General features: G+C 67.0%; 29 protein-coding genes and 1 other RNA gene. 15 read left to right on the plus strand and 15 right to left on the minus strand.

Annotated features, from left to right (window positions below; genetic code table 11):
- Positions 1–66: 66 nt before the first annotated feature.
- The 3 genes from HN018_RS08350 to HN018_RS08360 are packed head-to-tail and all read right to left on the minus strand — an operon-like array spanning position 67 to position 2,704.
- On the minus strand, positions 67–975 hold the full coding sequence (locus HN018_RS08350) for an inositol monophosphatase family protein (RefSeq protein ID WP_171836045.1): 909 nt from the start codon (positions 973–975) through the stop codon (positions 67–69).
- Positions 976–1,025: 50 nt separating this feature from the next.
- A complete protein-coding gene (efp, locus tag HN018_RS08355) occupies positions 1,026–1,592 on the minus strand; it encodes an elongation factor P (RefSeq protein ID WP_171835989.1) in 567 nt (188 codons plus the stop codon).
- 59 nt (positions 1,593–1,651) lie between these two features.
- Positions 1,652–2,704, minus strand: a complete 1,053-nt coding sequence (locus HN018_RS08360; protein ID WP_171835988.1) for a lysine-2,3-aminomutase-like protein — start codon at positions 2,702–2,704, stop codon at positions 1,652–1,654.
- A gap of 75 nt (positions 2,705–2,779) precedes the next feature.
- On the opposite strand from HN018_RS08360, the gene epmA reads away from it, so the two are divergent.
- The 3 genes from epmA (at position 2,780) to HN018_RS08375 (ending at position 5,095) form a co-directional block, all read left to right on the plus strand.
- The gene (gene epmA / locus HN018_RS08365) at positions 2,780–3,781 is read left to right on the plus strand and encodes an EF-P lysine aminoacylase EpmA (protein WP_171835987.1); all 1,002 of its coding nucleotides are present in this window, start codon (positions 2,780–2,782) and stop codon (positions 3,779–3,781) included.
- 109 nt (positions 3,782–3,890) lie between these two features.
- Entirely contained in the window at positions 3,891–4,340 is a 450-nt protein-coding gene (locus HN018_RS08370; protein ID WP_171835986.1) for a hypothetical protein, read from the plus strand.
- Between the two features lie 116 nt (positions 4,341–4,456).
- Positions 4,457–5,095, plus strand: a complete 639-nt coding sequence (locus HN018_RS08375; RefSeq protein WP_171835985.1) for a fasciclin domain-containing protein — start codon at positions 4,457–4,459, stop codon at positions 5,093–5,095.
- A 19-nt stretch (positions 5,096–5,114) separates the two neighbouring features.
- Here the strand turns inward: HN018_RS08375 and thiE are convergent, their stop codons facing one another.
- Both thiE and HN018_RS08385 read right to left on the minus strand, forming a co-directional pair.
- Positions 5,115–5,741 carry a thiamine phosphate synthase gene (gene thiE / locus HN018_RS08380; RefSeq protein ID WP_171835984.1) on the minus strand — a complete coding sequence of 209 codons (627 nt, stop codon included), beginning with the start codon at positions 5,739–5,741 and terminating at the stop codon, positions 5,115–5,117.
- A 93-nt stretch (positions 5,742–5,834) separates the two neighbouring features.
- Positions 5,835–6,299 (minus strand): hypothetical protein, encoded by a 465-nt coding sequence (locus HN018_RS08385; protein ID WP_171835983.1) that lies wholly within the window; start codon positions 6,297–6,299, stop codon positions 5,835–5,837.
- A gap of 65 nt (positions 6,300–6,364) precedes the next feature.
- Here HN018_RS08385 and HN018_RS08390 point away from each other — a divergent pair, with 65 nt between their 5' ends.
- The 8 genes from HN018_RS08390 (at position 6,365) to fdhA (ending at position 10,725) form a co-directional block, all read left to right on the plus strand.
- A complete protein-coding gene (locus HN018_RS08390; protein ID WP_171835982.1) occupies positions 6,365–6,739 on the plus strand; it encodes a hypothetical protein in 375 nt (124 codons plus the stop codon).
- 53 nt (positions 6,740–6,792) lie between these two features.
- The gene (locus HN018_RS08395) at positions 6,793–7,134 is read left to right on the plus strand and encodes a cell division protein ZapA (protein WP_171835981.1); all 342 of its coding nucleotides are present in this window, start codon (positions 6,793–6,795) and stop codon (positions 7,132–7,134) included.
- A 9-nt stretch (positions 7,135–7,143) separates the two neighbouring features.
- A non-coding RNA gene (gene ssrS, locus HN018_RS08400) (6S RNA) lies at positions 7,144–7,299 on the plus strand.
- Between the two features lie 15 nt (positions 7,300–7,314).
- The gene (locus tag HN018_RS08405; protein ID WP_171835980.1) at positions 7,315–7,911 is read left to right on the plus strand and encodes a 5-formyltetrahydrofolate cyclo-ligase; all 597 of its coding nucleotides are present in this window, start codon (positions 7,315–7,317) and stop codon (positions 7,909–7,911) included.
- The gene (locus HN018_RS08410) at positions 7,865–8,689 is read left to right on the plus strand and encodes a TIGR00282 family metallophosphoesterase (protein WP_171835979.1); all 825 of its coding nucleotides are present in this window, start codon (positions 7,865–7,867) and stop codon (positions 8,687–8,689) included. Before HN018_RS08405 ends, HN018_RS08410 begins: the two co-directional genes overlap by 47 nt.
- Before the next feature lie 44 nt (positions 8,690–8,733).
- Complete coding sequence (locus HN018_RS08415; RefSeq protein WP_171835978.1) at positions 8,734–9,060, plus strand: nucleotidyltransferase family protein; 327 nt, start codon at positions 8,734–8,736, stop codon at positions 9,058–9,060.
- Positions 9,057–9,404, plus strand: coding sequence for a HepT-like ribonuclease domain-containing protein (locus HN018_RS08420; protein ID WP_171835977.1), 348 nt, complete (start codon positions 9,057–9,059; stop codon positions 9,402–9,404). Before HN018_RS08415 ends, HN018_RS08420 begins: the two co-directional genes overlap by 4 nt.
- 124 nt (positions 9,405–9,528) lie before the next feature.
- Complete coding sequence (gene fdhA / locus HN018_RS08425) at positions 9,529–10,725, plus strand: formaldehyde dehydrogenase, glutathione-independent (protein WP_171835976.1); 1,197 nt, start codon at positions 9,529–9,531, stop codon at positions 10,723–10,725.
- Positions 10,726–10,731: 6 nt separating this feature from the next.
- On the opposite strand, the gene HN018_RS08430 is transcribed toward fdhA, so the two are convergent.
- Entirely contained in the window at positions 10,732–12,213 is a 1,482-nt protein-coding gene (locus HN018_RS08430; protein WP_171835975.1) for an AMP nucleosidase, read from the minus strand.
- An 88-nt stretch (positions 12,214–12,301) separates the two neighbouring features.
- On the opposite strand from HN018_RS08430, the gene HN018_RS08435 reads away from it, so the two are divergent.
- A complete protein-coding gene (locus HN018_RS08435) occupies positions 12,302–13,996 on the plus strand; it encodes a Na+/H+ antiporter (RefSeq protein WP_171835974.1) in 1,695 nt (564 codons plus the stop codon).
- Positions 13,993–14,982 (plus strand): DMT family transporter, encoded by a 990-nt coding sequence (locus tag HN018_RS08440; protein WP_171835973.1) that lies wholly within the window; start codon positions 13,993–13,995, stop codon positions 14,980–14,982. The genes HN018_RS08435 and HN018_RS08440 overlap by 4 nt, the downstream gene beginning before the upstream one ends.
- 31 nt (positions 14,983–15,013) lie before the next feature.
- Here the strand turns inward: HN018_RS08440 and HN018_RS08445 are convergent, their stop codons facing one another.
- The 7 genes from HN018_RS08445 to HN018_RS08470 all read right to left on the minus strand — a co-directional run bounded on the left by HN018_RS08445 (position 15,014) and on the right by HN018_RS08470 (position 20,589).
- A complete protein-coding gene (locus HN018_RS08445) occupies positions 15,014–15,955 on the minus strand; it encodes an alpha/beta fold hydrolase (protein WP_239479142.1) in 942 nt (313 codons plus the stop codon).
- Positions 15,952–16,074: a hypothetical protein gene (locus tag HN018_RS29080; RefSeq protein WP_275434263.1), complete on the minus strand. Its 123-nt coding sequence runs from the start codon at positions 16,072–16,074 to the stop codon at positions 15,952–15,954. Before HN018_RS29080 ends, HN018_RS08445 begins: the two co-directional genes overlap by 4 nt.
- 47 nt (positions 16,075–16,121) lie before the next feature.
- Positions 16,122–16,679: a TetR/AcrR family transcriptional regulator gene (locus HN018_RS08450; RefSeq protein WP_171835972.1), complete on the minus strand. Its 558-nt coding sequence runs from the start codon at positions 16,677–16,679 to the stop codon at positions 16,122–16,124.
- 183 nt (positions 16,680–16,862) lie between these two features.
- Positions 16,863–17,636: an iron-sulfur cluster assembly protein gene (locus tag HN018_RS08455; RefSeq protein WP_171835971.1), complete on the minus strand. Its 774-nt coding sequence runs from the start codon at positions 17,634–17,636 to the stop codon at positions 16,863–16,865.
- A gap of 5 nt (positions 17,637–17,641) precedes the next feature.
- Positions 17,642–18,685, minus strand: coding sequence for an amidohydrolase family protein (locus HN018_RS08460; RefSeq protein WP_171835970.1), 1,044 nt, complete (start codon positions 18,683–18,685; stop codon positions 17,642–17,644).
- 27 nt (positions 18,686–18,712) lie between these two features.
- Positions 18,713–19,504 carry an SDR family NAD(P)-dependent oxidoreductase gene (locus HN018_RS08465; protein WP_204259701.1) on the minus strand — a complete coding sequence of 264 codons (792 nt, stop codon included), beginning with the start codon at positions 19,502–19,504 and terminating at the stop codon, positions 18,713–18,715.
- A gap of 41 nt (positions 19,505–19,545) precedes the next feature.
- Positions 19,546–20,589, minus strand: a complete 1,044-nt coding sequence (locus HN018_RS08470; RefSeq protein ID WP_171835968.1) for an NAD(P)-dependent alcohol dehydrogenase — start codon at positions 20,587–20,589, stop codon at positions 19,546–19,548.
- Between the two features lie 250 nt (positions 20,590–20,839).
- Between HN018_RS08470 and HN018_RS08475 the strand changes: the two genes are divergently transcribed.
- Positions 20,840–22,720 (plus strand): sigma-54-dependent Fis family transcriptional regulator, encoded by a 1,881-nt coding sequence (locus tag HN018_RS08475; protein WP_171835967.1) that lies wholly within the window; start codon positions 20,840–20,842, stop codon positions 22,718–22,720.
- A complete protein-coding gene (locus HN018_RS08480) occupies positions 22,708–23,103 on the plus strand; it encodes a VOC family protein (RefSeq protein ID WP_171835966.1) in 396 nt (131 codons plus the stop codon). The genes HN018_RS08475 and HN018_RS08480 overlap by 13 nt, the downstream gene beginning before the upstream one ends.
- A 21-nt stretch (positions 23,104–23,124) precedes the next feature.
- On the opposite strand, the gene HN018_RS08485 is transcribed toward HN018_RS08480, so the two are convergent.
- Together HN018_RS08485 and HN018_RS08490 are read right to left on the minus strand one after the other, a co-directional pair.
- On the minus strand, positions 23,125–24,414 hold the full coding sequence (locus HN018_RS08485; RefSeq protein ID WP_171835965.1) for a glycosyltransferase: 1,290 nt from the start codon (positions 24,412–24,414) through the stop codon (positions 23,125–23,127).
- Between the two features lie 163 nt (positions 24,415–24,577).
- Positions 24,578–25,720, minus strand: a complete 1,143-nt coding sequence (locus HN018_RS08490) for an energy transducer TonB (RefSeq protein WP_239479145.1) — start codon at positions 25,718–25,720, stop codon at positions 24,578–24,580.
- Between the last annotated feature and the right edge of the window lie 22 nt (positions 25,721–25,742).

The following is a 25,742-nucleotide window of genomic DNA, read 5'->3' on the forward strand; positions in this document are numbered from 1 at the left end:
CCGGACCGTAGACGAGCAGTGCCCTGTGCTCAACTGCCGGAACCGCCGTGGCTCCGGCGAAGTCTGCTAGCTCGGGTGGGCTTCGACCGCATCCGCATCGAGCTCGGTCACCGGTGACGACGGCGCCAACGGCGGCGGCGGCGGGTTGGCCGACATCCCGTTGAGTACGATCTCGCGCAGCTTGGGGTGCAGGTAGGTATTTCCCGCCACGATGTTGCACTCGCTGCCCATCGCCTGGACTTCGTTGTTCTGGGGATCGGTCACGAAGCCGCCCGCCTCGCGGACGATCAGGATGCCGGCGGCGCAATCCCATGGCTTCAGGCCGAGTTCCCAGAAGCCGTCATAGCGGCCGGCCGCGACCCAGGAGAGATCGAGCGCCGCCGACCCGAAACGACGGATGCCGGAGACCTGCGGCATCAGCGCCCCGAGGGTGCGCGCGAACGGCAGGCGGCGCTGTGCCGGACCCGCGGCGAACGGGATGCCGGTGGCGAACAACGCATCCAGCATGTCGCGTCGTGCCGAGACGCGCAGGCGTCGCTCGTTCAGGTAGGCACCCGCACCCTTCTCGGCCCAGAACATCTCGTTGCCGGCCGGGTTGTAGACCAGTGCTGCCGCAAGCTCGACGTTGCCGTCGGGCGTCCGCTTCTGCAGCCCGATGCTGATCGCCCAGTGCGGGATGCCGTGCAGGAAGTTGGTCGTGCCGTCGAGCGGATCGACGACCCAGCGCCAAGTCCAGTTCTCGGAGCCGGACTCGCCGCTTTCCTCCATCAGGAACGCGTAGCCGGGACGGGCCCGAAGCAGCTCCTCGCGGATCGTCGCTTCGGCGCGCAGGTCGGCCTGGCTGACGAAGTCGCCCGGACCCTTGATGCTGACCTGAAGCTGCTCCACCTCGTTGAAATCGCGCAACAGCCGGCGCGCCGCCTTCTGCGCCGCGTTCTGCATCACCGTCATGACAGGAGAAAGACGCAGGGCCACAGGCAAGCCTCAATCAGCAAGGAGGTTGAAGCGAAACCCGGTAGCCCGGATCAGCTTTTGGCGCGCTCGACGTAGCTGGCATCTTCGGTGCGCACGACGATTCGTTCACCGGCCTCGATGAACGGCGGCACCATGGTCTTGACGCCGTTCGAGAGCTTGGCCGGCTTGTAGGAGGAACTGGCAGTCTGGCCCTTCACGACCGGATCCGCCTCGATAATTTCCAGGGTCACGTGCGGCGGCAGATCCATGCCGACCGGATCGCCTTCGACCAGCTTGACGTTGACCACCATGTTGTCCTGCAGGAAGGCCACGCCCTCGCCCAGGATGGCGGTCGGGATCATCACCTGCTCGAAGGTCTCGGGGTCCATCAGCACCAGGTTGTCACCGTCGGTATAGGAGTACGTGAACTCCTTGTCCTCGGTCATCAGCCGCTCGACGGTATCGGCGGTCCGCCAGCGCTCGTTGGTCTTGTTGCCGGTTTTCAGGTCGCGCATCTCGACCTGGATGAAGGCGCCGCCCTTGCCGGGGGTGATGATCTGCTGCTTCAGAATCGTCCAGCGGCGGCCGTCATGCTCGATCACCTGGCCGGCACGGATCAGGTTGGCCTGCTGCTTCATCGTCGCGCCTTACTGTGTCGGCCCCAGGGGTGGGGGCCGAAGAGTGCGGGCTTCTAGACCTATAGGTTCCCAGCGGCAAGAACGTGCGGTATCCCGTCCGGATCGCGTACCGTGCCTGCCGCCGGATCGAGGTAGTCCGGTCCGATCGGCACCTTGCCGTGGCCGCCGGGGATATCGAGCACGTAGGTCGGCCAGGCGAGGCCGGTCACCCGGCCGCGTAGCGACGCCATGAGCCGCCTTCCTTCCGCGATCGGCACATGGAACCGCGCCGTGCCGGGGGCCGGGTCGAGCTGGTGGAGGTAGTAGGGTTTCACCCGCGCCCCGACCATTGCCCGGAACAACGCTTCCAGTGCCTCGCTGCTGTCGTTGACACCACGCAGCAGCACCGACTGGCCCAGCACCGGAATGGCCCGCGCCTGGATGCGCCGGAGCGCCGTGCGCGCCGCCGCGGTCAGCTCGGTGGCATGGTTCGCGTGCACCACCAGCCACATCGCCTTCTCCGTCTCCAGCGTGTCGAGCAGCGCGTCGGTGATCCGGGCGGGATCGGCGACCGGCACGCGGGTGTGGAGGCGGATGGTGTGCACATGCGGTATCGCATCCAGCCCAGTAACGATGTGGCCGAGGCGGCGTGGGGACAGCATCAGCGGGTCACCGCCGGTCAGGATCACTTCGCCGATCGCCGGATGGGCGCCGAGCCAGTCGAGCGCGCGGGCGAGGGCGGCGTCATCGAGCAGCCCGCCATCCGGACCGACATGTTCGCGGCGGAAGCAGAAGCGGCAGTAGAGCGGACAGATCAGCAGCGGCTTGAGCAGCGCCCGGTCGGCATAGCGATGCACGATGCCGGGCACCGGCGAGAACGCATCGTCGCCGATCGGATCGGCCAGCTCGTGCGCGGCGGTGTCGAGCTCGGCCGGGTGCGGGATCACCTGCAGGCCGATCGGGTCGTCCGGATGATCGATCAGCGCACGGAACGCGACCGGGATCGCGGTCGCGTAGCGGGCTGCCACGGCATCCAGCGCGGAACGGTCGCCGGCCACGGCAAGGCCTGCGTCGATCAGCGCATCGACGCTGCGGATCGCGCCCGGCGCCGGCTGATGGTTGCACCCGTCCATCGCCGCGCTGTACTGCCTGGGCCGCTCCGCATGCAACCCGCCCGGTGCGCCAGGTATGCGATCGGAACCAGCCCCATGACCCAGCTAACCGCAAGCCTGGCCGACCGGCTGCCGCTGTTGCGACGGCGCGGCATGATGGTGCGCGGCCTGCGCGCCTTCTTCGAGGCACGTGGGTACCTGGAGGTGGAGACACCCTTTCTCGTTCCGACCCCCGGCGAGGAGGTGCATCTGCGGCCGTTCCGTACCCGGATCGAGCGACCGGACGGGCACGATGGCGATCTCTGGCTGCACACCAGCCCCGAATTCGCAATGAAGCGCATCGTCGCCGGCATCGGGCTGCCGGTGTTCCAGCTGGCCAGGGTGTGGCGCAACGGCGAGGCCGGCGCGCTGCATGCGCCTGAGTTCAGCATGCTCGAATGGTACCGTCCCGGCGCCGACCTCGCGTCGCTGATGGACGAGACCGAATGCCTGCTGCAGCGGCTGTTGCCGCCGGTGGTGCGCTGGAATGGCGTCACGGTCAGGATCGACGCGCCGTTCGAGCGTCTGAGCATGGCGGAGGCCTTCCGCCGATATGTCGGAGCGGACGTGCTCGGGACCGGCGGCGATGCCGCTGCACTGGCATCCCAGGCCGGCGTCTCGCTGCGAGCCGGGGAGGACTGGGAGGACCTGTTCTTCCGGCTGCTGCTGGAGCGGGTTGAGCCGCATCTCGGCCGCGACCGCCCGACCTTCCTGACCCACTGGCCTCGCGCGCAGGCGGCACTGGCGCGTCGCGATCCCGCCGACCCGCGCGTGGCGCTGCGGTTCGAGCTCTATGCCGCCGGGCTGGAACTGGCCAACGCGTTCGACGAGCTGACCGACCCCGTGGAGCAGCAGGAGCGCTTCGAGGCCGATCGGGCGCGTCGGTCGGCACTGCGCCCGGATGATCCCGATGCAGCCTGGCCGATGGACCATGCGTTGATCGCGGCACTCGGCCGGTTGCCGGAATGCGCCGGGATCGCACTCGGTTTCGACCGGCTGGTCATGCTGGCCACCAGTGCAGCACGGATCGGCGACGTGCTGTGGATGCCCGCGCCTTGAAAAACCGGCATAAAGATTTGTAACGTCGTGTGCTGCCGCATCCATCCCCGGTCGATGGATGCTTATATGCGACGACCGCGCTTCACCCGAACATCCGGTATCCTAGCTCATGGACGTCAAGAAACTGATCCCGCTGGCTGCCTTGCTGGCCCTGTCGGCGTGCGAGGTGCCCAGCCCGGCACAGCGCAAGATGCTCGATTCGATGATCGGCAGATCCGAGACCGACCTGGTTCGCAGCCTCGGTGTCCCGACCCGGAACTTCGCCACCGGCGGTCATACCTTCCTCGCGTACGTCGATAACGAGAGCAGCTACTCGCCCGGCTCGCCCGGTGTCGGCTGGGGATGGGGCTGGGGCGGCTGGGGCTGGGGCGGCGGCGGGTTCGGCGGTGGCTACGGTGGCGGCTTTGGAGGCGGCTATGGCGGCGGTTTCGGCGGGCCCTGGGGCGGTGGCTACGGTGGCGGCTTCGGGCCGAGCTACTACCAGAGCAGCTGCACCACCACCTTCGAGGTCAATGGCGGCAGGGTCGCCTCCTGGAACGTCCGTGGCGATGGCTGCTGACCGGGTGAACCGCGCCGCATGATCGTTGCCGGCTTGCACCGGCCGGATGCAGCCGATATCGAGACGAAGGATGTTCGGACGGTCCTTGGGGACTGGCGGGCCGCAGGAGAACTCGGATGAACCATCGGACGCGTGCGGTGTGGCCGCTGGTGCTGGCAGTCGTGATGCCGGTCGTGCTCGCCGGCTGTGAAAGCACGGCACGCCAGGACCCGCTGTTCGTCACGCCGAGTGCCGATACGCTGGTGTTCCACGACACCGCCCTGTTCCGCGACCGCACCATCGACGAGAGCGTGCGCGGCTCGCTCGAGTTGGCCGACTACAGCACCGCGCTGAGCCTGACCGGGCTGCTGACCGAGCTGCAGCGGCCGGTTCCCTACACGGTATTCGCGATCCCGAACGAGCCGCTCGAGGCGGCACAGGCCGCGCAGGGCGGCCGCCTGCTCGATCCGGCCGCGCTGCCGTCGCTCCGGCGCCTGATGGCCTATACCGTGGTGCCCGGCTTCTATCCGGTGGCCACGTTGCGGCAGATGATCGCCAAGCAGGGCCCGGTCGGACTGCGCACGATCGACGGCGACGTGCTGACGGTCTCGGTGGAGCAGGCCACCGGCGAACTGATCCTGAGCGATGCGCAGGGGCACTCCAACCGGATCTGGCTGTCGAGCATGCCGCAGTCGAACGGCGTGCTCTACGCCACCCAGTCGATGCTGACGCCGGGCGTCGCCGCGGCTCCGGCTGCGCCGGTCGTCGCGCGCTGAACCGGCAGCGGCAGCGGCATCAGCCTCGGGCGATGGCCGCGTTCATCGCCTTCACGCCGGCGGCAGGGCCGTCGGCGTAGCTCCACACCGCGCTGACGACGGCAAGAAAGTCGGCGCCGGCCGCAACGAGTGGCCCGCAATTATCGGCGGTGATCCCGCCGATCGCGACGACCGGCAACTCCATCATCTCCGACCACCAGCGCAGCAGGTCCGGATCCGCGCGGATCGCGGTGTCCTTGGTGCTGGACGGGAAGAAGGCGCCGTAGGCCACATAATCGGCGCCCGCCTCGCCGGCCACCATGGCGGCGTCGCGGCTGTCGTAGCAGGACACCCCGAGCTGAAGGTCGCCCAGCAGGGTGCGCGCACGGGTCACGTCCATGTCTTCGGCGCCGATATGTGCGCCGTCGCAACCCGACTGCACGGCCAGGTCGGGGCGGTCGTTCAGGATGAAGGCGACGTCGCGGGACTGCACGATCGGCCGCAGCAGGTCGATCATGCGCAGGATCTCGTCGTCGCCGGCGTGCTTGAGACGCAGCTGCACCGCGCCGACATCCCCGCCATCGAGCGCCTCGGCGAGCAGGCGCGCGAAGGCGGCCGGCTCGAAGGCCGGCGGCGTCACCAGATAGAGGCGGCAGGCGTCAACCACGGCCGGTATCGCGGGATATCGTCCAGGGCAGGGTGATCGGCAGGAAAATCGACATGGGCTCCGGTCCGGCAGGCCGCGTGACAGGCCGCCCGATTAGCCGACAGGCCCGGTCTTGTCACGGCCTGCTCCGGACGTGCCGGCCAGCCATCCGTGCAGCTTTCGTCCGGCACCGTGCTGGGCCAGATCGAGCGCCGGTGGCCGGATAGTCGCGATGGTGGCGCCGGTGGTGACGGCCCGCTCCAGCACTGCATCGAACTGTGGACATGCGGGGTCGACGATCAGCCGCCTTTGGCCGAGGCGCAGGGCCTGCATCGCCCACCCGGCGGCATCGCCGCAATCGAGCACGTCGATCAGCGCGTCTGGTCGTCCGGCCGTTGCGGCGTGAATCAGCGCCCGCCACCAGCCGGCACCCATGAAGCAGGCCGCTTCCGGCGCCGAGAGCAGCATGACGGGCAGGGCACCCGCGGCATCGAGCACGAGGCGCGCGTCCGCAAGACTGTGGATCACCACGGATGGTGGTTCGGGCAGTCGATCGGGCGGGCCGGACTCGGGGTTCATGCTTGACGTTCAAGTCGTTGCGGGCGAACAGTTCAAGTACGATCTGAGCGAGGATATGGGTGCCGGTGGCGCAGCAGGACCAGTGGCAGCAGGACATGTTGGACCAAACGGATGGCGGGATCACCCGACTCCAGGCGGCGCTGGCGCGAATCGCCGCGGCTGTGGGCCGCAAGCAGGACGAACTCCGTGCCGCCGAGCTGACTGCGCTGGCCGCGCAGCACGAGGCCGACCTGCTGGCACTCAGCCACGCGGAAACCACCGCGAGGCTGGCTGCGGCCGCTTCCTTTCCGGCGCAGCCGGCTCCGGGCCTGTCGCTCGACGAGATGCGATCCCTGTCGGCTAGACTGGATTCGATGATTGCGTCGGTGCAGGCGGTGATCGCGCCTGACGCGCTTTCGGCGGCCGACGACCGTGCAAGCCCGTCGCCGGATCGACGTTAACAGCTGAAGACGATACCGGGGCCTGGGTCCCGGGCTGATGGCAGGAGGTAGCGGTGGCGCAAGTAACCGTGAAGATCAACGGCTACGCCTACGCGGTCGGTTGCGAGGATGGGCAGGAGCCGCATCTGCAATCGATGGCCCAGCAGGTCGAGCGGCGCATCGAACGGATCAAGTCGATCGGTGGCCAGAGTGGCGAGGCGCGCCTGCTGGCGCTGGCGGCACTGCTGATGGCCGATGAGCTGCATGACCTGGCGGCGGACCGGCTGCCCTCCGGCACGACGGATGCGCTGGCGGAGGGTGAGCAGGCCCGGGTAATCAACCTGCAGCGGGAGCAGATGGTGATCGGCCTCGCCGAACGTGCGGAAGCCATTGCAGCGGCGCTCGAGCGTGACTAGGTTGACGGTGCGGGGCTACCCGGTTCGTCAGGCGATTCATCCCCTGAGCCGATAAGCACTCTCTCGGGGACTGGCACTGTCGTGATCCTGGTCACGGTACCTGGTTCCCACCTGCACTAGCGGGTTCTGGGAGGCTGACAGTCCAACGGCCATGGTGGCTCCGCACTTTCCCTCCCCCCCATGTCGCTGACCGAGCCGCGAGACGCCAAGCGCTCGCTGCGTGCGTTGATGCGCGCACGCACGGCCGCGTCCGCGCATGCTCTGATCGACGCGGTGCTGGCCCTGGCACTTCCCGCGGACGCCATCCTGGCCGGCGTGATACCGCTTCCCTCCGAGCCCGACCTGATGCCGGCGTGGCATGAGCTGCACCGGCGCGGGCATGTCGTTGTGTTTCCAGAAACCACCCCGGCCGGCAAAGCCCTGCTGTTCCGGCATTGGCAGCCGGGCTCTTCCCTGCTGGCAGGCCGGTTCGGCACCGTTCATCCCGACGGCCTTGAAGCCGTCCCGGACATCGTGTTCGTCCCGTTGCTGGCCTGGGATCGGCGCCTAGCGCGGATCGGCTATGGCGGCGGCTATTACGACCGTACCCTGGCCGGATTGCCCGGGGCGGTGGCGATCGGCTTCGGTTTTGCACAGCAGGAGGTCGCTTCGGTGCCGACAGGGCCCTATGACGTGCCACTCGATGCGATGGTCACCGACCGGGGCGTCGTGACGGCGGGGGATCGAAGTTTTGCGGATACTGTTTCTGGGCGACATCGTCGGCCGCAGCGGTCGTGACGCCGTCGAGGCGCGGCTGCCGGAGCTGCGCCGTCAGCTTCGCGTCGATCTGGCCGTCATCAACGCCGAGAATGCCAGCCATGGCTTCGGGCTGGCGCCGGCGATGGCGGACAGCCTGTTCGCCGCCGGCTGCGACGTGCTGACCCTCGGCAACCATGCCTGGGACCGCAAGGAGCTGATCGGCCATATCGGCGGTGCACCGCGGATCGTCCGGCCGCTGAATTTCCCCCCGGGCACGCCGGGGCAGGGCAGCGTGATGATCACCCTGGCGGATGGCCGCAAGGCGATGGTCGCCAACGTCATGGGCCGGCTGTTCATGGACGCGCTGGACGATCCGTTCCGCGCCACGCAGGAACTGCTGTCGCGCCAGCGGCTCGGCACCACGGTGCAGGCGATCGTGGTCGACTTCCATGCCGAGGCCACCAGCGAGAAGGCCGCGTTCGCACACTACGTCGATGGGCGGGTATCGCTGGTGGTTGGCACCCATACCCATACCCCGACCTCGGATCATCGCATCCTGGTCGGCGGCACCGCGTTCCAGGCCGATGCCGGCATGTGCGGCGACTACGACAGCGTGATCGGCATGGGGAAGGAGGGGGCGATGGCCCGTTTCGTCCGCAAGATGCCGGGCGAACGGCTGCAGCCGGCGGACGGCGAGGCCACGGTCTGCGGCCTGTTCGTCGAAACCGACGACCGCACCGGCCTCGCCCGCACCGTGGCTCCGTTGCGCCTCGGCGGCGCATTGAGCCAGACGATGCCTGACCTCGCGGCCGTCTGATCGGCTATGCTGCGCCAAGAGATCGAAATCCTGGCAGGAAGATCATGCAGACTTCGGTAAGCCACCTCTTGTCCGCCGTCGCGCTGGAAAAGCTTCCTGCCTTGTGCCGCGCGCATCGTGTACGGAGACTGGACGTGTTCGGGTCCGCGGTAACCGACACGTTCGACGACGTACGCAGCGATATCGATCTGCTGGTCGATTTCGAGGATCTTCCCCTGGCTGGGCAGGCGGACCTCTATTTCGGTCTGCATGATGCATTGCGCGCCTTGTTCGGCAGGAATGTCGATCTGCTCACCGAACGTTCGATCGAGAACCCGTATCTGCGCCGGTCCATCGAGGCAACGCGCCAGCCGCTGTACGCGTCGCCGTGAGCTCGGGTAAAGCAGCAGCACTGCTCTGGGATGCCGACCGCGCCGTCGATCGGATCTTTCGTTTTGTCGCCGTACGGTCATACGACGATTATATCGGCGACGAGATGCTGCGAAGCGCCGTCGAGCGGCAACTCGAAATCGCTGGCGAAGCTCTGGCCGCACTGCGACGAATCGATCCAGACCTGGCATCGACTATCCGGGAATTGCCCCGCGCTGTCGGTCTGCGAAATACGTTGATCCACGGATACGCGACGGTCGATCACACCATCGTCTGGGACGTGATCCAGAACCATCTGTCCGACCTCCGCACAGCACTCGGTAGCGCCCTGCGGACACGCGAATAAAACGCGCCGACGACCCGCGTCGTACACGCGTTCGTGGTTCCGGATCGACTAGCAGAGACGGACGCCCGGGTGTGTGCTCCGGGCATGCGGCCGGTAGCGCATCGGACCGCCCGGGGAGGATTGCATGGGCGATAACAGAGGCGTCGTTTATCTCGGCCCGAACAAGGTCGAGGTGCAGGATATCGACGATCCGAAGATGCAGTCGCCGGATGGCAGGAAGATCGAGCACGGCGTCATCCTGAAGGTCGTCTCCACAAATATCTGCGGCTCCGACCAGCACATGGTGCGCGGACGCACCACGGCCGCGCCCGGCCTCGTGCTCGGGCATGAAATCACCGGCGAGGTGTTCGAGATCGGCAGCGACGTCGAGATGGTGAGCAAGGGCGACCTGGTCTCGGTTCCGTTCAACGTCGCCTGCGGCCGCTGCCGCACCTGTCGCGAACAGAATAGCGGCGTCTGCCTGACGGTGAATCCGTCACGCCCCGGTGGCGCCTACGGGTATGTCGACATGGGCGGCTGGATCGGCGGCCAGTCGCGCTACGTGCTGGTGCCGTATGCGGACTTCAACCTGCTGCGGTTCCCCGACAAGGCGCAGGCGATGGCGCGAATCCGCGATCTCACCATGCTGACCGACATCCTGCCGACCGGCTTCCATGGCGCGGTCACCGCCAAGGTCGGCGTGGGCTCGACGGTCTATATCGCCGGCGCCGGCCCGGTCGGCCTGGCCGCGGCGGCGTCCGCCCGCATCCTGGGTGCCGCCGTCGTCATGATCGGCGACATGAACCCGGCCCGGCTGGCGCATGCGAAGAAGGTCGGGTTCGAGCCGATCGACCTCACCCAGCATGACCGGCTGGGCGAGCTGATCGAGCATGTCGTCGGCATCCCCGAGGTCGACAGTTTCATCGATGCGGTCGGCTTCGAGGCCAAGGGCCACGGCGGCGCCGAGCAGCCGGCGGTGATCCTGAACCAGGCGATGGCGGTGACGCGGGCCGCCGGCGCGATCGGCATTCCCGGCCTGTATGTCACCGAGGACCCGGGTGCCGTCGACGAAGCCGGCAAGACCGGCAATCTCAGTCTCCGCTTCGGCCAGGGCTGGGCGAAGAGCCAGTCGCTGCACACCGGCCAGACCCCGACGTTGCGCTACAATCGCCAGCTGATGCAGGCGATCCTGCATGGACGGCTGCCGATCGCCGACATCGTCAATGCGACGGTGATCTCGCTCGAGGATGCGGCGGCCGGGTATGCCGACTTCGACAAGGGTGCTGCCAAGAAGTTCGTGCTCGACCCGCACGGCCTGCTCGGCGCCGCCGAAGCCGCCTGACGGTTCCTATCTGAACGGCGGCTCGTCGAAGCCGCGCAGCTTGCGGGAGTGGAGGCGGTCGACGCCCTGCTCCCGCAGCGACCGCATGGTCTCGATGCCGATCTTGAGGTGCTGGTTGATGCGCTCGCGGTAGAAGCTGCGGGCCATTCCGCGCAGCTTCAGCTCGCCATGCAGCGGTTTGTCCGACACGCACAGCAGCGTGCCGTACGGCACCCGGAAGCGGAACCCGTTGGCTGCGATGGTCGCACTTTCCATGTCCACCGCGATCGAGCGGCTCATGTTGATCTGGCTGAACAGCGCGTTGTAGCGAAGCTCCCAGTTGCGGTTGTCGGTGGTCATCACCGTGCCGGTGCGCAGCCGGGTTTTGAGCTCAGCGCCTGAAAGCCCGGTGATCCGGGTGGTGGTTTCCTGCAGGGCCACCTGCACCTCGGCGATCGGCGGCACCGGCACCCAGGGCGGCAGGTCGTCGTCGAGCACGTGGTCGGCGCGGACATAGCCGTGCGCCAGCACGTAGTCGCCAAGCCGCTGGGTGCGGCGCAGGCCGGCGCAATGGCCGACCATCAGCCAGCAATGCGGACGCAGCACCGCGACATGGTCGGTGATGGTCTTCGCGTTCGACGGGCCGACGCCGATATTGATCAGCGTGATGCCATCGCCGTCCGGACGGATCAGATGATAGGCCGGCATCTGCGGCAGGCCGGCAATGGGCTCCGATCCCGGCTGGTCCTTGCGATGCACGATGTCGCCCGGCTCGACGAACGCCTCGTATTCGCCGCCCTCCTGCACCTGCGCGCGCCCATAGTCGCGGAACTCGTCGACGTAGCGCTGGTAGTTGGTGAGCAGCACGAAGCGCTGGAAATGCGCGGGCAGGGTGCCGGTGTAGTGGTGCAGCCGGGCCAGCGCATAATCGACGCGCTCGGCGGTGAACAGCGACAATGGCCGGGGCAGCCCGGGATTGGGCTGGAACTGGCAGTTGGCGATCACGTCGTCGGTGCTGGACAGGTCGGGCAGGGCGAACCGCTTGCCCAGCCGGCGCAGATCGTCCTCGGTGATGTCGGTGACGCTGTCCTCGATCACGTAGGGCAGCGGAATACGGCGGAGCGACCGTCCGACCAGTACCGGGCGGTCGTAGTGCTGCAGCAGCAGGCCGATCTGCTCGCGCAGGTAGTTGGCGAACAGCGACGGCCGGGTCAGCGTGGTGCCGTAGAAGCCGGGCTCGAGCAGCACGCCGTAGGGAAAGCGGTCGTCGGTCAGCAGTGCCGCGCCGTCGACCTCGATCGCCAGATACGGATAGACCGCCCCCGACGCATCGATGGCGGCGGAGCGGGACAGGAAGGCATGCCGGAGCAGTGCCACGCTCTCCTGGTAGAGCTCGACGATCCGCTGGACCGCCGCCTCCGCCTCGGTGAACGCCTCGAAATCGCGTCCGACCTGGTCCTTGATGGCCGGGACGAGCTCGGGACTGGGCGGAGTCGGTGACTGGCTCATGGTCGTGTTCCTCGATGAGGGCCCTCGGCTCCAGTTTGCCATCTGCCGGGCGGTTTGACACCTTCGCGCGACGATCCGGGAGAAGCGCATGCACGTCGCCACCACCATTTTGCTGCTGCTGTTCATCACGACGCTCAGTCTCCCGCTCGCCCGCGTCGTCCGGATCCCGCTGCCGCTGGTGCAGATCGCGCTCGGCGTCGCGGCGGGGTTCGCCGGCATCCATGTGAGCTTCGAGCCGGACGTGTTCCTGCTGTTGTTCATCCCGCCGCTGCTGTTCGCCGACGCCTACCTGATGCCGATGCGCGAGTTCCTGGCGTTGAAACGGATGATCCTCATGCTGGCGCTGGGGCTGGTGCTGTTCACCACCATCGGCTGCGGATACTTCGTCCACTGGCTGATCCCGCCGATACCGCTGGCCGCCTGCTTCGCCCTGGCGGCGGTGCTATCGCCGACCGACGCGGTCGCGGTCGCCGGAATGATCGAGGGCCGGCCGGTACCGCGCCGCTTCATGCATATCCTGTCCGGCGAGGCCCTGCTGAACGACGCATCGGGGCTGGTGTGCTTCAAGTTCGCGGTTGCGGCCGCGGTCACCGGCTCGTTCTCGTTCGGCCATGCCGTCGGCGCGTTCGTCCTGATGTCGTGCGTCGGCGTGCTTGCCGGCGCCGCGCTGGCCGCCGCCATGTCGATGATGATCCGGCTGTTGAACTGGCGCGGCTTCGACAACGTCATGGCGTTCGTCACCATCTCGGCGCTGCTGCCGTTCGCGGCCTACCTCGCCGCCGAACATCTGGGCGGGTCCGGTATCCTGGCGGCGGTATCGGCGGGACTGACCCTGAAGCAGATGCGGGCGTTGAACGTCGCCACCGGCGAGACCAGGCTGGGCGCCTCTGCGGTCTGGAGCCTTCTCACCTTCAGCTTCAACGGGCTGATCTTCCTGCTGCTCGGCCTGCAATTGCCGGCGCTGATCCGAAGCGGCCTGGCCCTGGTCCGGAATGCCGGGGTGCCGGCATGGCGGCTGCTCTGGACGATCGTCCTGATCACCCTGGCGCTGGTGCTGTTGCGGTTCATCTGGGTCACCACGTCGCTGCTGTTGCGGCAGGCGGTGCAGCAGCTGCGCAAGGCGCTGCCGGGAAAAACGCCCAGCCCTCCGACGCCGCCGTCGGCACGGCTGGTGGTGGCGATGTCGGTCGCCGGCGTTCGCGGTGCGATCACTCTGGCGGCGGTACTGTCGCTGAGCCCCGACTTCCCCGAGCGGGACCTGCTGGTGACGCTGGCGGCGGGCGTCATCGTGGCGTCGTTGCTGCTGGCCGCCTTGACGCTGCCCGCATTGCTGGCCGGGCTGGTGATGCCGGACGTAGACCCGATGCAGGCAGAGGCGGATCGTGCGCGCCTGGCGATCGCGCAGATCGCGGTCGAGGCGGCGGAGCGCGAGTTGGCGCTGCCCGACGAGCATCCGCATCCCGAGGAGCGCGAGGCAGTGGTGTCGGAAGTGCTGGCCGGGCTCAGGGCCAGCGAACTGCTGCTTCGGGGGGCGCTCGATCCGAACGAAGCCGAGGATGACGATGACGAACGGCGGCTCCGGCTGCGGCGTAACCGCATGGAGACGGCATTCCGGTTACGGATATTGCGGATCAAACGTGATGCGCTGACCCGGATGAGCCGATCGGCCGAGATCAACGACGAGACCGAACGCACACTTGCACGCGAACTCGATTACCAGGAGGAGGTGCTGTCGGCGGTCGCACGCTCGCTGCCCCGACATGTCCGGGAGGATGTCGCATGAGTGTGGACGCAGGCGCGGCCGGACCGCCCATCGTGGGTCTGGCGGCGGCGCCCCGCCTGCATGCAGCACCGCTTCCGGGCCGCGACTGGCTGATGCTGGGGCTGCTGTCGTTCCTGTGGGGCGGATCGTTCTTTTTCTACAAGCTGCTGGCGCCGGTGCTGCCGCCCTTCACGCTGGTGCTGGGACGGGTGCTGATCGCGGCACTGGCCCTCCACCTGGTGCTGCTGCTGCGCGGCCAATCCCTGCGCCTGACGCCGAAGCTGATCGGCTGGTTCCTGCTGCTGGGGACGCTGAACTGTGCGTTGCCGTTCTGCCTGTTCGCCTGGAGCGAGGCGCGCCTGACCAGCGGCCTCGCCGCGATCCTGAACGCGCCGACGCCGATCGCGACCGCACTGGTCGCTCACTTCGTCACACGTGACGAAAAACTCACCACGCGGATGGTGATCGGGGCACTCTGCGGGCTGGCCGGCATCGCGGTGCTGATCGGGCCGGACCTGATGCACGGCCTCGCCTCGGCCAACCTCACCGCGGAACTCGCCTGTCTTGCTGCTGGCGTCGCGTATGCCTTCGGCGGAGTATTGTCTCGCAAGGTTCACGGCGTGCCGCCGCTGCAACTCGCCACCGGACAGCTGAGCGGCGCCACGATCGTGATCCTGCCGTTCGCCGTGATCGGGGACCGGTTCTGGACGCTCCCGCCGCTGCCGGTCTCGGGCTGGGCAGCTCTGGTCGGGATCGCGCTGTTGAGCACGTCGCTGGCCTACCTGATGTATTTCCGGATCCTGGCGTCCAGCGGCGCCACGCGGGCGGCGCTGGTGACGTTCCTTGTGCCGATCAGTGCATTGCTGCTGGGCGGCGTATTTCTTGGTGAACAGATCAGCCTGCGCGCCATAGCCGGCATCCTGACGATCGGCCTCGGCCTGGCGGTGATCGACGGACGGTTGCTGCGCCTGTTCCGGAACCGGACGGACGCGACATCGCGGGCATGAATGCGGCATCCCAGGACTTGTTGTCGGTCCCTCACAAGAAGAAAGACCGCAACTCGGCGGCGACTGCATCGGGCTGTTCTTCGGGAAGAAAATGACCGCAGGCCATGATGTTGCCGCCGCGCACATCCTCCCCGAAGGCGCGAAGCGGGGACGCCATATCGGGAATGGATCCGTGGTCTGAGCCAAGCGCCAGCAACGGCATCTTCAACTTGCCCCTGGAAGACAGCTCACGGTTCTGCTGTGCAGAAACCGCTGCAGCCCGGTAGTAGGCAAGACCTGCACGGAGACCGCCATCCTTCCTGAACACCCGGAGATATTCCTCAAGGTCCGCATCGGAAAAGGCCTCCGGGTTCGCCGTCTTGCGCCGGAGAAACCAGTCGAGATACTCCCGCTCGCGTCCCGCAATCAGCAGCTCGGGGAGATCCGGGAGCGCGTGGAACGCAAAATGCCAGGTGCGCCACGCCCGGTCCGGAGACGTCGGCAATGCGTCGGGCAAGGTGATGCCGGGGATGCCGGCATCCAGTAGGGCGAGGCCGCGCACCTCGTCTCCGAATAGCGCCGCCAGGGGATAGGCAACCCACGCGCCGATATCATGGGCCGCCAGGAAATACTTCCCGACGCCGAGCTGCTGGAGAAGGCCGTGCACCGCCATGGCCAGTGTCTGGGTGTCGTAGCCACCGGCCGGCCTGTCGGAATCTCCCTGCCCGGGCAGGTCCGGCGCGATGATCCGGTAGGTAGCGGCAAGCCGCACCATGATCTTGCGCCAGGCAAACCAGCTTTCCGGAAAGCCGGCAAGCAGGACCAGTATGTCACCGTGGGGATTGCCGCCGCTGACGTAGTGCAATCTGACGCCGTCCACTGTCGCGAAACGATGCTCGAAACCGTGGAGATCGACGTCGGGTCGCGAGCCCGGGTTCGCCTTGATCATTCGGACCGAGGTCTTGCGCAAGGATGCCGTTTCAGTGCTGCTCATGGCAGGTTCCTTTCGATCGTGGAGGATTGGGATGCCGGCAGAAAGGCGCCGGGCGCATAGCGGGTGCCGCCGAACGCGTTGCAGGCAGCGCCGCTGGTTGAGGGGGACAGCTGGATCATGCGCAACATCGCCCGAATATGGAAACGTCCATTACCCAATTAGACGATCAGCGAAGCATGCGCAGGGCCTGCTGCGCCGCCGCCAGCATCTTTGCGCGATCCTGTCCGAGTTTGCCGATAACCCGAAAGCCCTGCAGCAAGGCAAGCAGGGTCTGGGCCATGACATCCGCATCGATCTCGGCGGAAACAGAGCCGTCGGCCTGACCGATCCGGAGCAGGCTTCTTAACGTGGTCTCGACGCGGCGCAGGGCAACCGCCACGCGACCGGCCATTTCGTCGTCATAGCGGGCAAGTTCCATGGTGCTACCCGCGACGAGACAGCCACTCCGTCCTTCTGCGCCATGCGAAGTCTCGGCATAGAAGCGAAGCATGGAAGCGAGCTTGTCCAGCCCGGTCGTCTCGCGCTTCAGCAACGGCTGCAGCTGGGCAGTGCGAAGTTCGATGTAGCGATCGAACGCCGCCAGAAAGATCGCCCGCTTGTCGCTGAAGGCCTTGTAGATGCTGCCGGTGGTCAGGTTCATGGCGGTGCCGAGATCGCTCATCGACGCCGCCTGGTAGCCGCGCTCGCGAAACACGAGCAGTGCGCCATCGAGTGCGGCGTCCATGTCGAATTCCCTGGGACGCCCCACGGCACGACGGGATGGAATAGGAGTGGATAGCGACGGCATGCCTCCTATTAGGGAACGAACGCTTCCGAATCAAGTCCGAATATTTGGTTGTGGGCGAAAGCATGCCGGTTGGGGAGCCGGCACTTGCCCCCCAGCGCGGCATCTTCGGAGAACGGCAGGCTAGGACCGCGCGTGTTCGACCGCGGCACTCCGGACGAAGTCGATCAGGCCCGGCGCGCGGGACGGGAGCTCCGGTTCGTTGTAGCGCGCAGCCAGGAGCCCGCGGCAGAGCATCCCGTTGAACTCCATGTTCACCACGATGGTGCGCAGGCTCGAGAGATGCGCGCCGAAGCGCTCCGGATCGATCGGGCCGCCATTGACGTCGACGAAAGCGGGCGCATCCGGACCGTCGTTCCCGGCCAGTGACCGGCGGTCGAGGTAGCGCTCAACCTCCTCCGGCCAGGGCAGGGCGTGCAGCCCGGCCATGGTGAGCGCCAGCAACCGGCCGGTGCTCCAGTCGGCCCGCTGCAACTGCTCGATCAGCGCGAGCTGCCGCCGACCGAACGCCTTGCGGGCAAACAGCTCGCGTATGGTATCCAACGACTGCCCGTCGGCCTCGGCGCCGAACGCGTCACGAAACGACCCGCCGTCGGCGATCGTACTGTTGATCTGCTCGGCGAACATATGCTCGTCCAGGGTCAGCCGGACCTGGGCAACCCAGGGCAGGGCAAGCACGGCGTCGCGCATGTCCTCGGCCATGATCCAGGCGAAGTTGGCGCTGCACCAGTAGGTCGGCAGTCGGTATCCGATCGACACGATACTCCTGTCGTCGATCGTCACGGCCGTGACGAAGCCGAGCGAGATCACAGACTCGTCCAGTTCCGGATCGGTCACCCGGTCCAGCCGGGCGATGATGTCGGCATTGCGGGGATCGTTCGGATCGGCATGCAGCATCGCGGTTACTCCGCCGCCATCGAAGCCGATGCATCGGCGGCATGGAACTCGCGGCTGTCGCGGAACACCGCCTTCTTGGCTTCGACATCGACATCGTAGAGCCGCGCCATGTTGAGCCCGAGGATCTTGCGCTTGCTCTCCAGGGTGAAGTTCACGCCCTTCTCCCGCGCGACCGCTTCCGGCAGCTCGAACGCGGCGAACTTCTCGACCAGCCACTTCGGCGACCAGATCCCGTAGTCGCTGCCGTAGCAGATCTTGTCCTCGCCGATCCAGAACAGCAGCTCGCCGAGGATATGCGCGAAATATTCGGGCCGCTTGTGGATGAACGGCAACGCCACCGCCAGGCCGGCATAGACATTGGTTTCCTGCGTGGCGATCCAGCAGAAATCGTCCAGACGCGGCAGGCCGCAATGCTCGACGATGAAGTTGAGGTCCTGGAAGGTCGTGGCCACGTCGTCCACGTCCGCGACATCGAACGCATCGCGATTGAGCGGCAGGATGGTCGGGCCCTTGTGCACGTGGATGTTCCTGACGCCCATCGATCGCGCCAGTTCGAGATAGCGGATGCACCACGGGTCGGTCAGCTTCCAGCCCTTGCTGTCGCCTTTCCACTCTCCGGTATACAGCTTGACGCCCTTGAGCTTGTACTTCTCGATCTCGGCTGCCAGGGTCTCCAGCCCGGCCTCGCCGTCGCGCGGATCGAACGAGCCGTTGGTGATGAAGCGCTCCGGATGCGCCTTCTGCAGTTCGTAGTTCCGCTCGATGGTGTTAAAGCCGGTCTTGTAGAATTCCTTGAGGTTGGTGGTCTGCACCACCGCCATGTCGTCATGTCCCGACACGAACAGATCGTCGTACAGCGCTTTTTCGCCGTAATGGTAGAACTTCTCCCGTGGCCACAGATACTCGTCCGGGCTCATCTGGTGGTAGCCGTAGAAGCAGTCGATGAACTGCCTTCCGTGGACGTTCTTCTGGTTCTCGACCGAGGCATCCCAGTTGTGGATATGCCCGTCGAGGACGAACAACTCTTCGCCGTTCGGCATCTTGTACATCAGCGTTCCTCCGATTTCGTGTCGTGCTCAGGCGAACTGGATGCCGCCATCGATCATCACCGATTGCCCGGTCATGTAGTCGCTGTCCGGCGACGCCAGGTAGGATACGAACTTGGCGACATCCTCGGGCACCGAGACGCGTCCGAGATGGATCGATTCCGCATATTTGCGTAAGGCGCCGCCACGCTGGATGCCTTCCTCCTCGGACAGCTTCTCGTCGATCAGGTCCCACATCGCGGTGCCGACGATACCGGGGCAGTAGGCGTTCACCGTGATGTTGTGCTTCGCCCACTCCATCGCGGCCGCCTGGGTCAGCCCGCGCACGCCCCATTTCGACGCCGAATAGTGGCCGAGCAGCGCGAACGGCCGGTGCGCCACGATCGAGGCCGCACCGATGATCTTGCCGCCGCCGCCCTGCCGGATCATCTGCTGTGCGGCCGTCTTGTAGCACAGGAACATGCCGCGCAGATTGACCGCCATCATGTGGTCCCAGTCATCGACGGACAGGTCCAGCAACGAGACCACCTGCGCGATCCCGGCGTTGGATACCATCACGTTCAGCGCACCGAGTTCGTTGACGACTCCCTGCACCATGTCGCCGACTTCGCCCTCGCTGGAAACGTCGGCGATGAGGCCGGCACTGCGCCGGCCCTTTGCGCGGATCAGGGCGACCACTTCGTCGAGGCCGCTGCGGTTGGCGGCAATGTCGTTCACCGCGACATCGAGCCCGTCATCGGCCAGCCTGAGAGCGATCGCACGGCCGATGCCGCGTCCGGCTCCGGTCACCAGGGCAACGCGGCCATCCTGTCTCTCGACCATGATCTTCTCTCCGTCGGTTTGGTTTGCGGCCACGAGGTCGGTCATGGAATCAGGACCGCGCGACCATGGATGAGGCCGTGATGCAGGTCCTTCAGGGCCTGGTTTGCGTTCTCGAGGCTGTATTGCCGGGTTTTCAGGGAAACCAGGCCGCGATCCGCCAGCGCCATCAGTTCGACCAGCTCGGGATAGGTGCCGACCAGGTTGCCGACGATGGTTTTTTCCGAGGTGATCATGTCGATGGTCGGGATCTCGACTTTCCCGCCATAACCGACGATGTAGTAATATCCGCCGTCGCGGGTCATCGCGAGGCCCTGCGAGACCGAACTGCCTTCGCCGACGAAGTCGATGACCGCTTCGGCACCTTTCCCCTTGGTCAGGTCCTTGATCTGCGCCACCTCGCTTCCGTCCGCGATCACGGCATGATGCGCGCCGCACTCCAGTGCGAGCGTCAGCGCCGCTTCCGACCGGTCTATGACGATGATGTCGGCCGCGCACAGGGCACGCAGCACCTGGATCCCGACATGGCCGAGTCCGCCTGCGCCGATGATGACCGCGAACTGGCCGGGCAGCAGATGCCGCGATGCCTTTTTCGCGGCGCGATACGCGGTCAGCCCGGCATCGGTGTAGGGGGCGACATCCTGCGGTGCGAGCGATGGCGGCAGCTTGATCAGCGCCCGTTCGCCGGAGCGGAGATATTCCGCGTATCCGCCGTCGGCGTTGATGCCGGGAAAGCGGCTTTCCTCGGCGTGCATGTCGTCGCCGCGCCGGCAGGCCAGGCAATGGCCGCTGGTGACCAGCGGATGGCAGATGACGGCATCCCCGACCTTGACCGAGGTCACCGCCCGGCCGATCTCCTCGACCCAGCCGGCGTTCTCGTGCCCCATGATATAGGGAAGCGTCACGTCGGCGTGGTTGCGCCACAACCCTTCGACCACGTGCAGGTCGGTGCGGCAGACACCGGCACCGCCGACCCGGATGATGACGTCGGTCGGGCTTTCGATCTCCGGATCGGGGACCGTCTCGTAGCGCACGAGCTCGTCGCGTTCGAGCGTCTCGTCGTATTGGTGCAGCACGGCTGCCTTCATCGCGAACCTCCTGTGGCGTATCCGACGACGCCTGCAGAATCGTTAGCGCAACTTCCATGCCATCGGCCCGACATGCAGCAGTCCGGCGGGTTCGTGCGACTATGCTGCACTGCAACGTTTCACAACGGAACAGGCATGTTCCGAAACGGAACAGCGTACGTCATGCGGGCTTCCGCGTACCGGATAGCACGCTCATAGTGGCTCCACGAACGAGACTCCGCACAAGCGGTCCCTTTGGAGGACAACTTCCTTGGACGTTCTGGAAAAAGTTGCCGAAGCCCGTTTGCGGCTCGAGAAATACGGCGAGGTGTCGCAGTCCCTGGTCTCGACCGAAATCAGCGCGAGCTGGAATCGCTGCCTCGAGGCGGGCCTCGATCCGAGGCGCTCTCCCGACCTCACCGAACTCGATCTTCCTGCCCTGCGCCATGTCCGCGCCCAGCACGACCAGGTCGCCCGGCTCGCACGCACCGAGATGGAGACGCTGCACGGGCAGATCGCCGGCTCGAATTTCCTGATCGCCTTCGCCGGCCCGGATGGTACCGTGCTCGACGCGATCGGCGACGGCACGTTCCGCGACCAGGCACGCGACCGCGCGCTCGGACCGGGCATGTGCTGGAGCGAGATGCGTCGCGGCACCAACGCGCTCGGCCTGGCGACCGCCCTGCAGCGCCCGGCCTTCGTGCATGGCGCCGAGCATTTCTTCCGTGGCGACAGTGCGCTGACCTGCGTGGCGATCCCGGTATGGGCGCCGGACGGCAGGCTTGCCGGTGTGCTCGACGCGTCGACGCTCTGCAGCACCCGGCAACTGCACACGCGCGCGCTGCTGAGCATGGCGGCCACGCAGATCGAGAACGGGTTGTTCCGCGACGAATTCCGAGACCGCCTGCTGATCGCCTTCCATGGCCGCGAGGAGTTCCTGCACACCTCCGGCGCCGGGTTGCTCGCGCTGTCGTCCGACGGGCACATCTTGGGCGGCAGCCCCCAGGCGCTGGCGATGCTGCACGACCTGCCGCTGACCGCCGGTTGCTCGTTCGGTTCGATCTTCGCCGAGCGCTTCGGCGTCGCGATCGCCGGTCATACCGCCGGCGAGAGCTTCCGGCTGCGCGACCGGTCCGGCTCGGGTTTCGTCGCCATGGTCGCATCCATGCCGGCAATCCGCCACCGCGCGCTGCCGGTGCCGAAGGCGCCGATCGTGCTGGCGTCGTCCGCGCGCCTGTCCTTCGTGGCGCAGGACCCGGCCGTGGCGCGCGCGGTCTCGCTGGCATCGGCCGCTGCCCGGCGCCGGCTGCCGATCCTGATCGGCGGCGAGACCGGAACCGGCAAGGAGGAGCTCGCCCGGGCCGCCCACCTGGCCAGTGGCCGGTCGGGTCGGTTCGTGCCGGTGAACTGCGCCGCGCTGCCCGGGGACCTCGTGGAGGCGGAGCTGTTCGGCTACGCGGAAGGCGCTTTCACCGGAGCCCGCCGCGGTGGTGCCGCCGGTCTCGCGGTCGAAGCCAGTGGCGGCACCCTGTTCCTGGACGAGATCGGCGACATGGATGGCCGTGCCCAGGCGGCGCTGCTGCGGCTGCTCGATGACTGGGTGGTGCGGCCGGTCGGCGGCGGCAGGGGGCAGACGGTGGACGTGCTGCTGATCGCCGCGACCAACGTGTCGCTCGACGAGGCGGTCGCCGAGAAGCGGTTCCGGCGCGACCTGCTGCACCGGCTGGCGGTGGTTCCGGTGCAGCTGCCCCGCCTGGCGGACCGGCAGGATTTTCCCATGATCGCCAGGCATGTGCTGGCGAAGATCGACGCGGCGCTGACCCTCCCGGACGATGCGGTCGCCCTGCTGGCCGCCCAGGACTGGCCAGGCAACATCCGGGAGCTGCGGAACCTGCTGCTGCGGGCGAGCCTGGAGGGCGGCTCCCGGCTCGGGATCGCGCAGCTGCTTCCGTTCCTGCCGAGCCTGACGGTGGCAACTCCGGTTGCGCCGTCCCGCGATCTCAACCTGCAGGTGGCGCAGCGCATCGTCGCCGCCTGCGACCGGCTCGGCGGCAGCATCAGCGAGACCGCCCGGCAGCTTGGCGTGTCGCGCAACCGGGTCTATCGCGCGCTGCGGCGTATCGAACCGAGGGAGGCTTCATGTCCAAGATGATCCACAGCATGATCCGGGTGCGCGACGAGCACCGGTCGCTCGCCTTCTACGAGACCGCACTCGGGCTCACGGTGCGTGACCGCTACGCCATGGACGGCTTCACGCTGATCTACCTGCGCGATGCCGAGGGGACCTTCGAGCTCGAGCTGACGGTCAATGACGACCAGCCCGAGCCCTACGCGTTGGGCAACGGATACGGCCATCTCGCAGTATCCGTGGATGCGCTGGGCGATGAGCATGCGCGGCTGGAAGCGGCCGGCCTGAAGCCGACTACGCTGAAGTCGCTCGACCACGAGGGCGAGACGCTGGCGCAATTCTTTTTCCTGACGGATCCCGACGGCTACAAGATCGAGGTGCTGCAACGCGGCGGCCGCTACCTGTAATCCATACGGCTGGCCGGGCACTCAGGCGCCGAAGATCTCCGCGATAGTCCGCCGTACCGTGGATCTCGACAGCGTCTCACCGATATGAAGCTGGCCCTGTCTGGAAAGATGTCGCCAGAGATCGTCGTCGCGCAGGAGCTTCACCACCTCGTTCGCGAAGGCGGTTTCGTCGTCGGCAACCAGGATGTGCCGGCCGTGCACCAGGCCCATTCCTTCCGCACCGATCGGCGTTGCGACAACCGGAAGTCCGTGTGCCAGGCTCTGTCCGACCTTCCCCTTCATGCCGGCGCCATACCGAAGCGGCGCCACGAAGACGCGATGCCGATCGAGGTGGGGCGTCACATCTGGTACGTAACCGAGCGCCTGGATTCCCGGGCGTTCGCCATAGGCCAGAACATCGTCGCTCATGCTGCTGCCGGCGATGCACAGCTCGACGTCCGGTTCCTGTTCTCGGATCAGCGGCCAGATCCGCTCGACGAACCAGTGGATGCTGTCGATATTCGGCGAATGCAGGAAACTGCCGATGAAGAATAATCCGCGCCGCTGATCCAGGTCCGGCGGAGCGCGCGCCGGCACGTCGAATATGCAGGGCAGCACCTTGACGATCGCCGTCGGCGCCAGGGCGATGACGGCTTCCTGTTCCTGCCGGGTGACCGCGATCGTGACATCGGCTGCCCGTGCGAGTGCCACTTCCTGGTCCCGCGTCCGCCGGGCCTCGGCGTAACGCGCTGCGTCGGCGGTGAGCCCGGCCTGCCGTTCGATCCGCAGGCTGTGGAAATCCACCATGTCGAACGCGATCCGGGCGTCCGGGAAGCGCGCGCGCACGAGCGGCATGAACCGGCCGGCCACGCTCGGATAGGACATGAACGCCCAGTCGATCCTCGTATCGGGCTGGTCGAGATACGCCTGGATTTCTGCTTCGCCGTACAGGATGTGGCGAATATCGAGTGCGCGCAGGGCCCCTTCGTATCGTAGTCTTCCATCCACGGAGGTCAGGGCATCGGGGAGTTCGGAGCGCTCGAGATACGAGCCGAAGGTGAGGCTCCAGCCGGCTTCCCGCAGCAGCTCCAGCAGCGTGAACAACCGCAGCGCGCCGCTCTGCTGATCATAGAGTGGCGGCATATCGGCAATGACGAACATGCTTCCTGCCCGCCGGTTTTTAGCTCTCTTCTTGCGCCGCATCGAATGCCAGACGGTCGAGACCGCGCGCACCGGTGCGGTGATCTTCCATGAACGGGACGCGTGTATCGCGGAAACGATGCGTCGTTGCTCCTGTCCCGCAGCACGCAGGCAACCGATCTCATCGATCATCGCCTGCGCGATCCGGTCCAGTTCCTCGAGGTGAACGAGGCGGTGATCGCCGGATCCGTCGCGGCACTCGCGGATCAGCCGTGCGATCTCCTGCAGACGGAGCGTGTCATCCTTGACGATTGCCGGGTCGGTGATGGTCTTTCCCCGCGTGCAGACTGTCGGGCTAGTGCGTCAGGATGTAGTTCACCGTCAGGTCGATGTCGAAATGGTCGCCCTGCATGTCCGGCGGAACCTCGGGCAGCTTGGCATTGCGGAACATGCCCTGTGTCGAATCATCCAGCGCGAACGAGCTGGACGAGCTGACCAGCCGCACGCTCTTCACATGCCCGTCGCGGTCGATCACCACATGCACGCTCGCCTGGCCGTCCTCGCCCCGCTGGGCGGCATCGGGTGGATAATACAGATGGCGGCGGATCCAGGCGTCGATCTCGTTGCCGTAGTCGTTGCTGACGCCCTTGATGCCGACCGTCGCGAACGGCGTGTTCAGGCGGCCGTTCTTGACCAGCGGCCCCAGCGACATGTCGATCGGCGCATGCGACCCGCCGACCCGGCCGGTGCGGGTGCGTGGCGGGCCGACCTGCGAGAACGACAGATCCATCGGATGCGAGAACGCCGAGCTCGGCGAGCTCTTTGCGGACGAGCGGGCGGTGCGTAGCGGTATCCGCATCGGCTGGCTCTTGGCCGGCTGGTCCTGCGGTTTCTCCGGGGTCGGCGGAGGGGGCGGCGGCAACGGCAGGAATTCCGGGATCTCGATCGGTGGCGGCGGCGGCATCAGGTTGGTGTTGACGGTCGGCTCCTGCGGTGCCGGCGTCGGTGCCGGCGTGGCGGGCGTTTCCGGAGCGGGCTGGGCGGGAGGCGGCGCCTCGTGCGTCGGGGGCGAGCCGCCGCCGAACTCCGGCGACACCGGCTCTCCCTTCATGCCGCTCTGACCATAGACCATCTCGACCGGCTGCTGGTCGCTCGGCGGCGGCAGCTTGGACTGGCGGGCGTAGAGCACCGCGAGCAGCACGAACAGGATCAGGTGCAGGATCGCCGAACCGCCGACGCTGCGCTCGAACGGGGTGCGCTGCGAGCGGATGCCGCCGGACATCGGCACGCCGGCCAGGTCGAGCCGCGCCTGCTGGACCAGGGCGGCCGCGTGCGCGAACGGCGCCGACGGTGCGACCTGCCGCCCGGAGCCGCGCGGCTCGAACGGCAGCAGCGACAGCGCCGAGCGACGGGCGATGGCCTGGCGGTGGGTCGGGAGCGAGACCGGGCGGCGTGGTGCGCGCGGCATCGGATCCTTGGGAGCGGCGCGATCAGCCATGTGGGGTCGGGTCTCTCCGCCT

It is taken from the genome of Lichenicola cladoniae, from assembly GCF_013201075.1.
GTDB classification, from domain to species: Bacteria; Pseudomonadota; Alphaproteobacteria; order Acetobacterales; family Acetobacteraceae; genus Lichenicola; species Lichenicola cladoniae.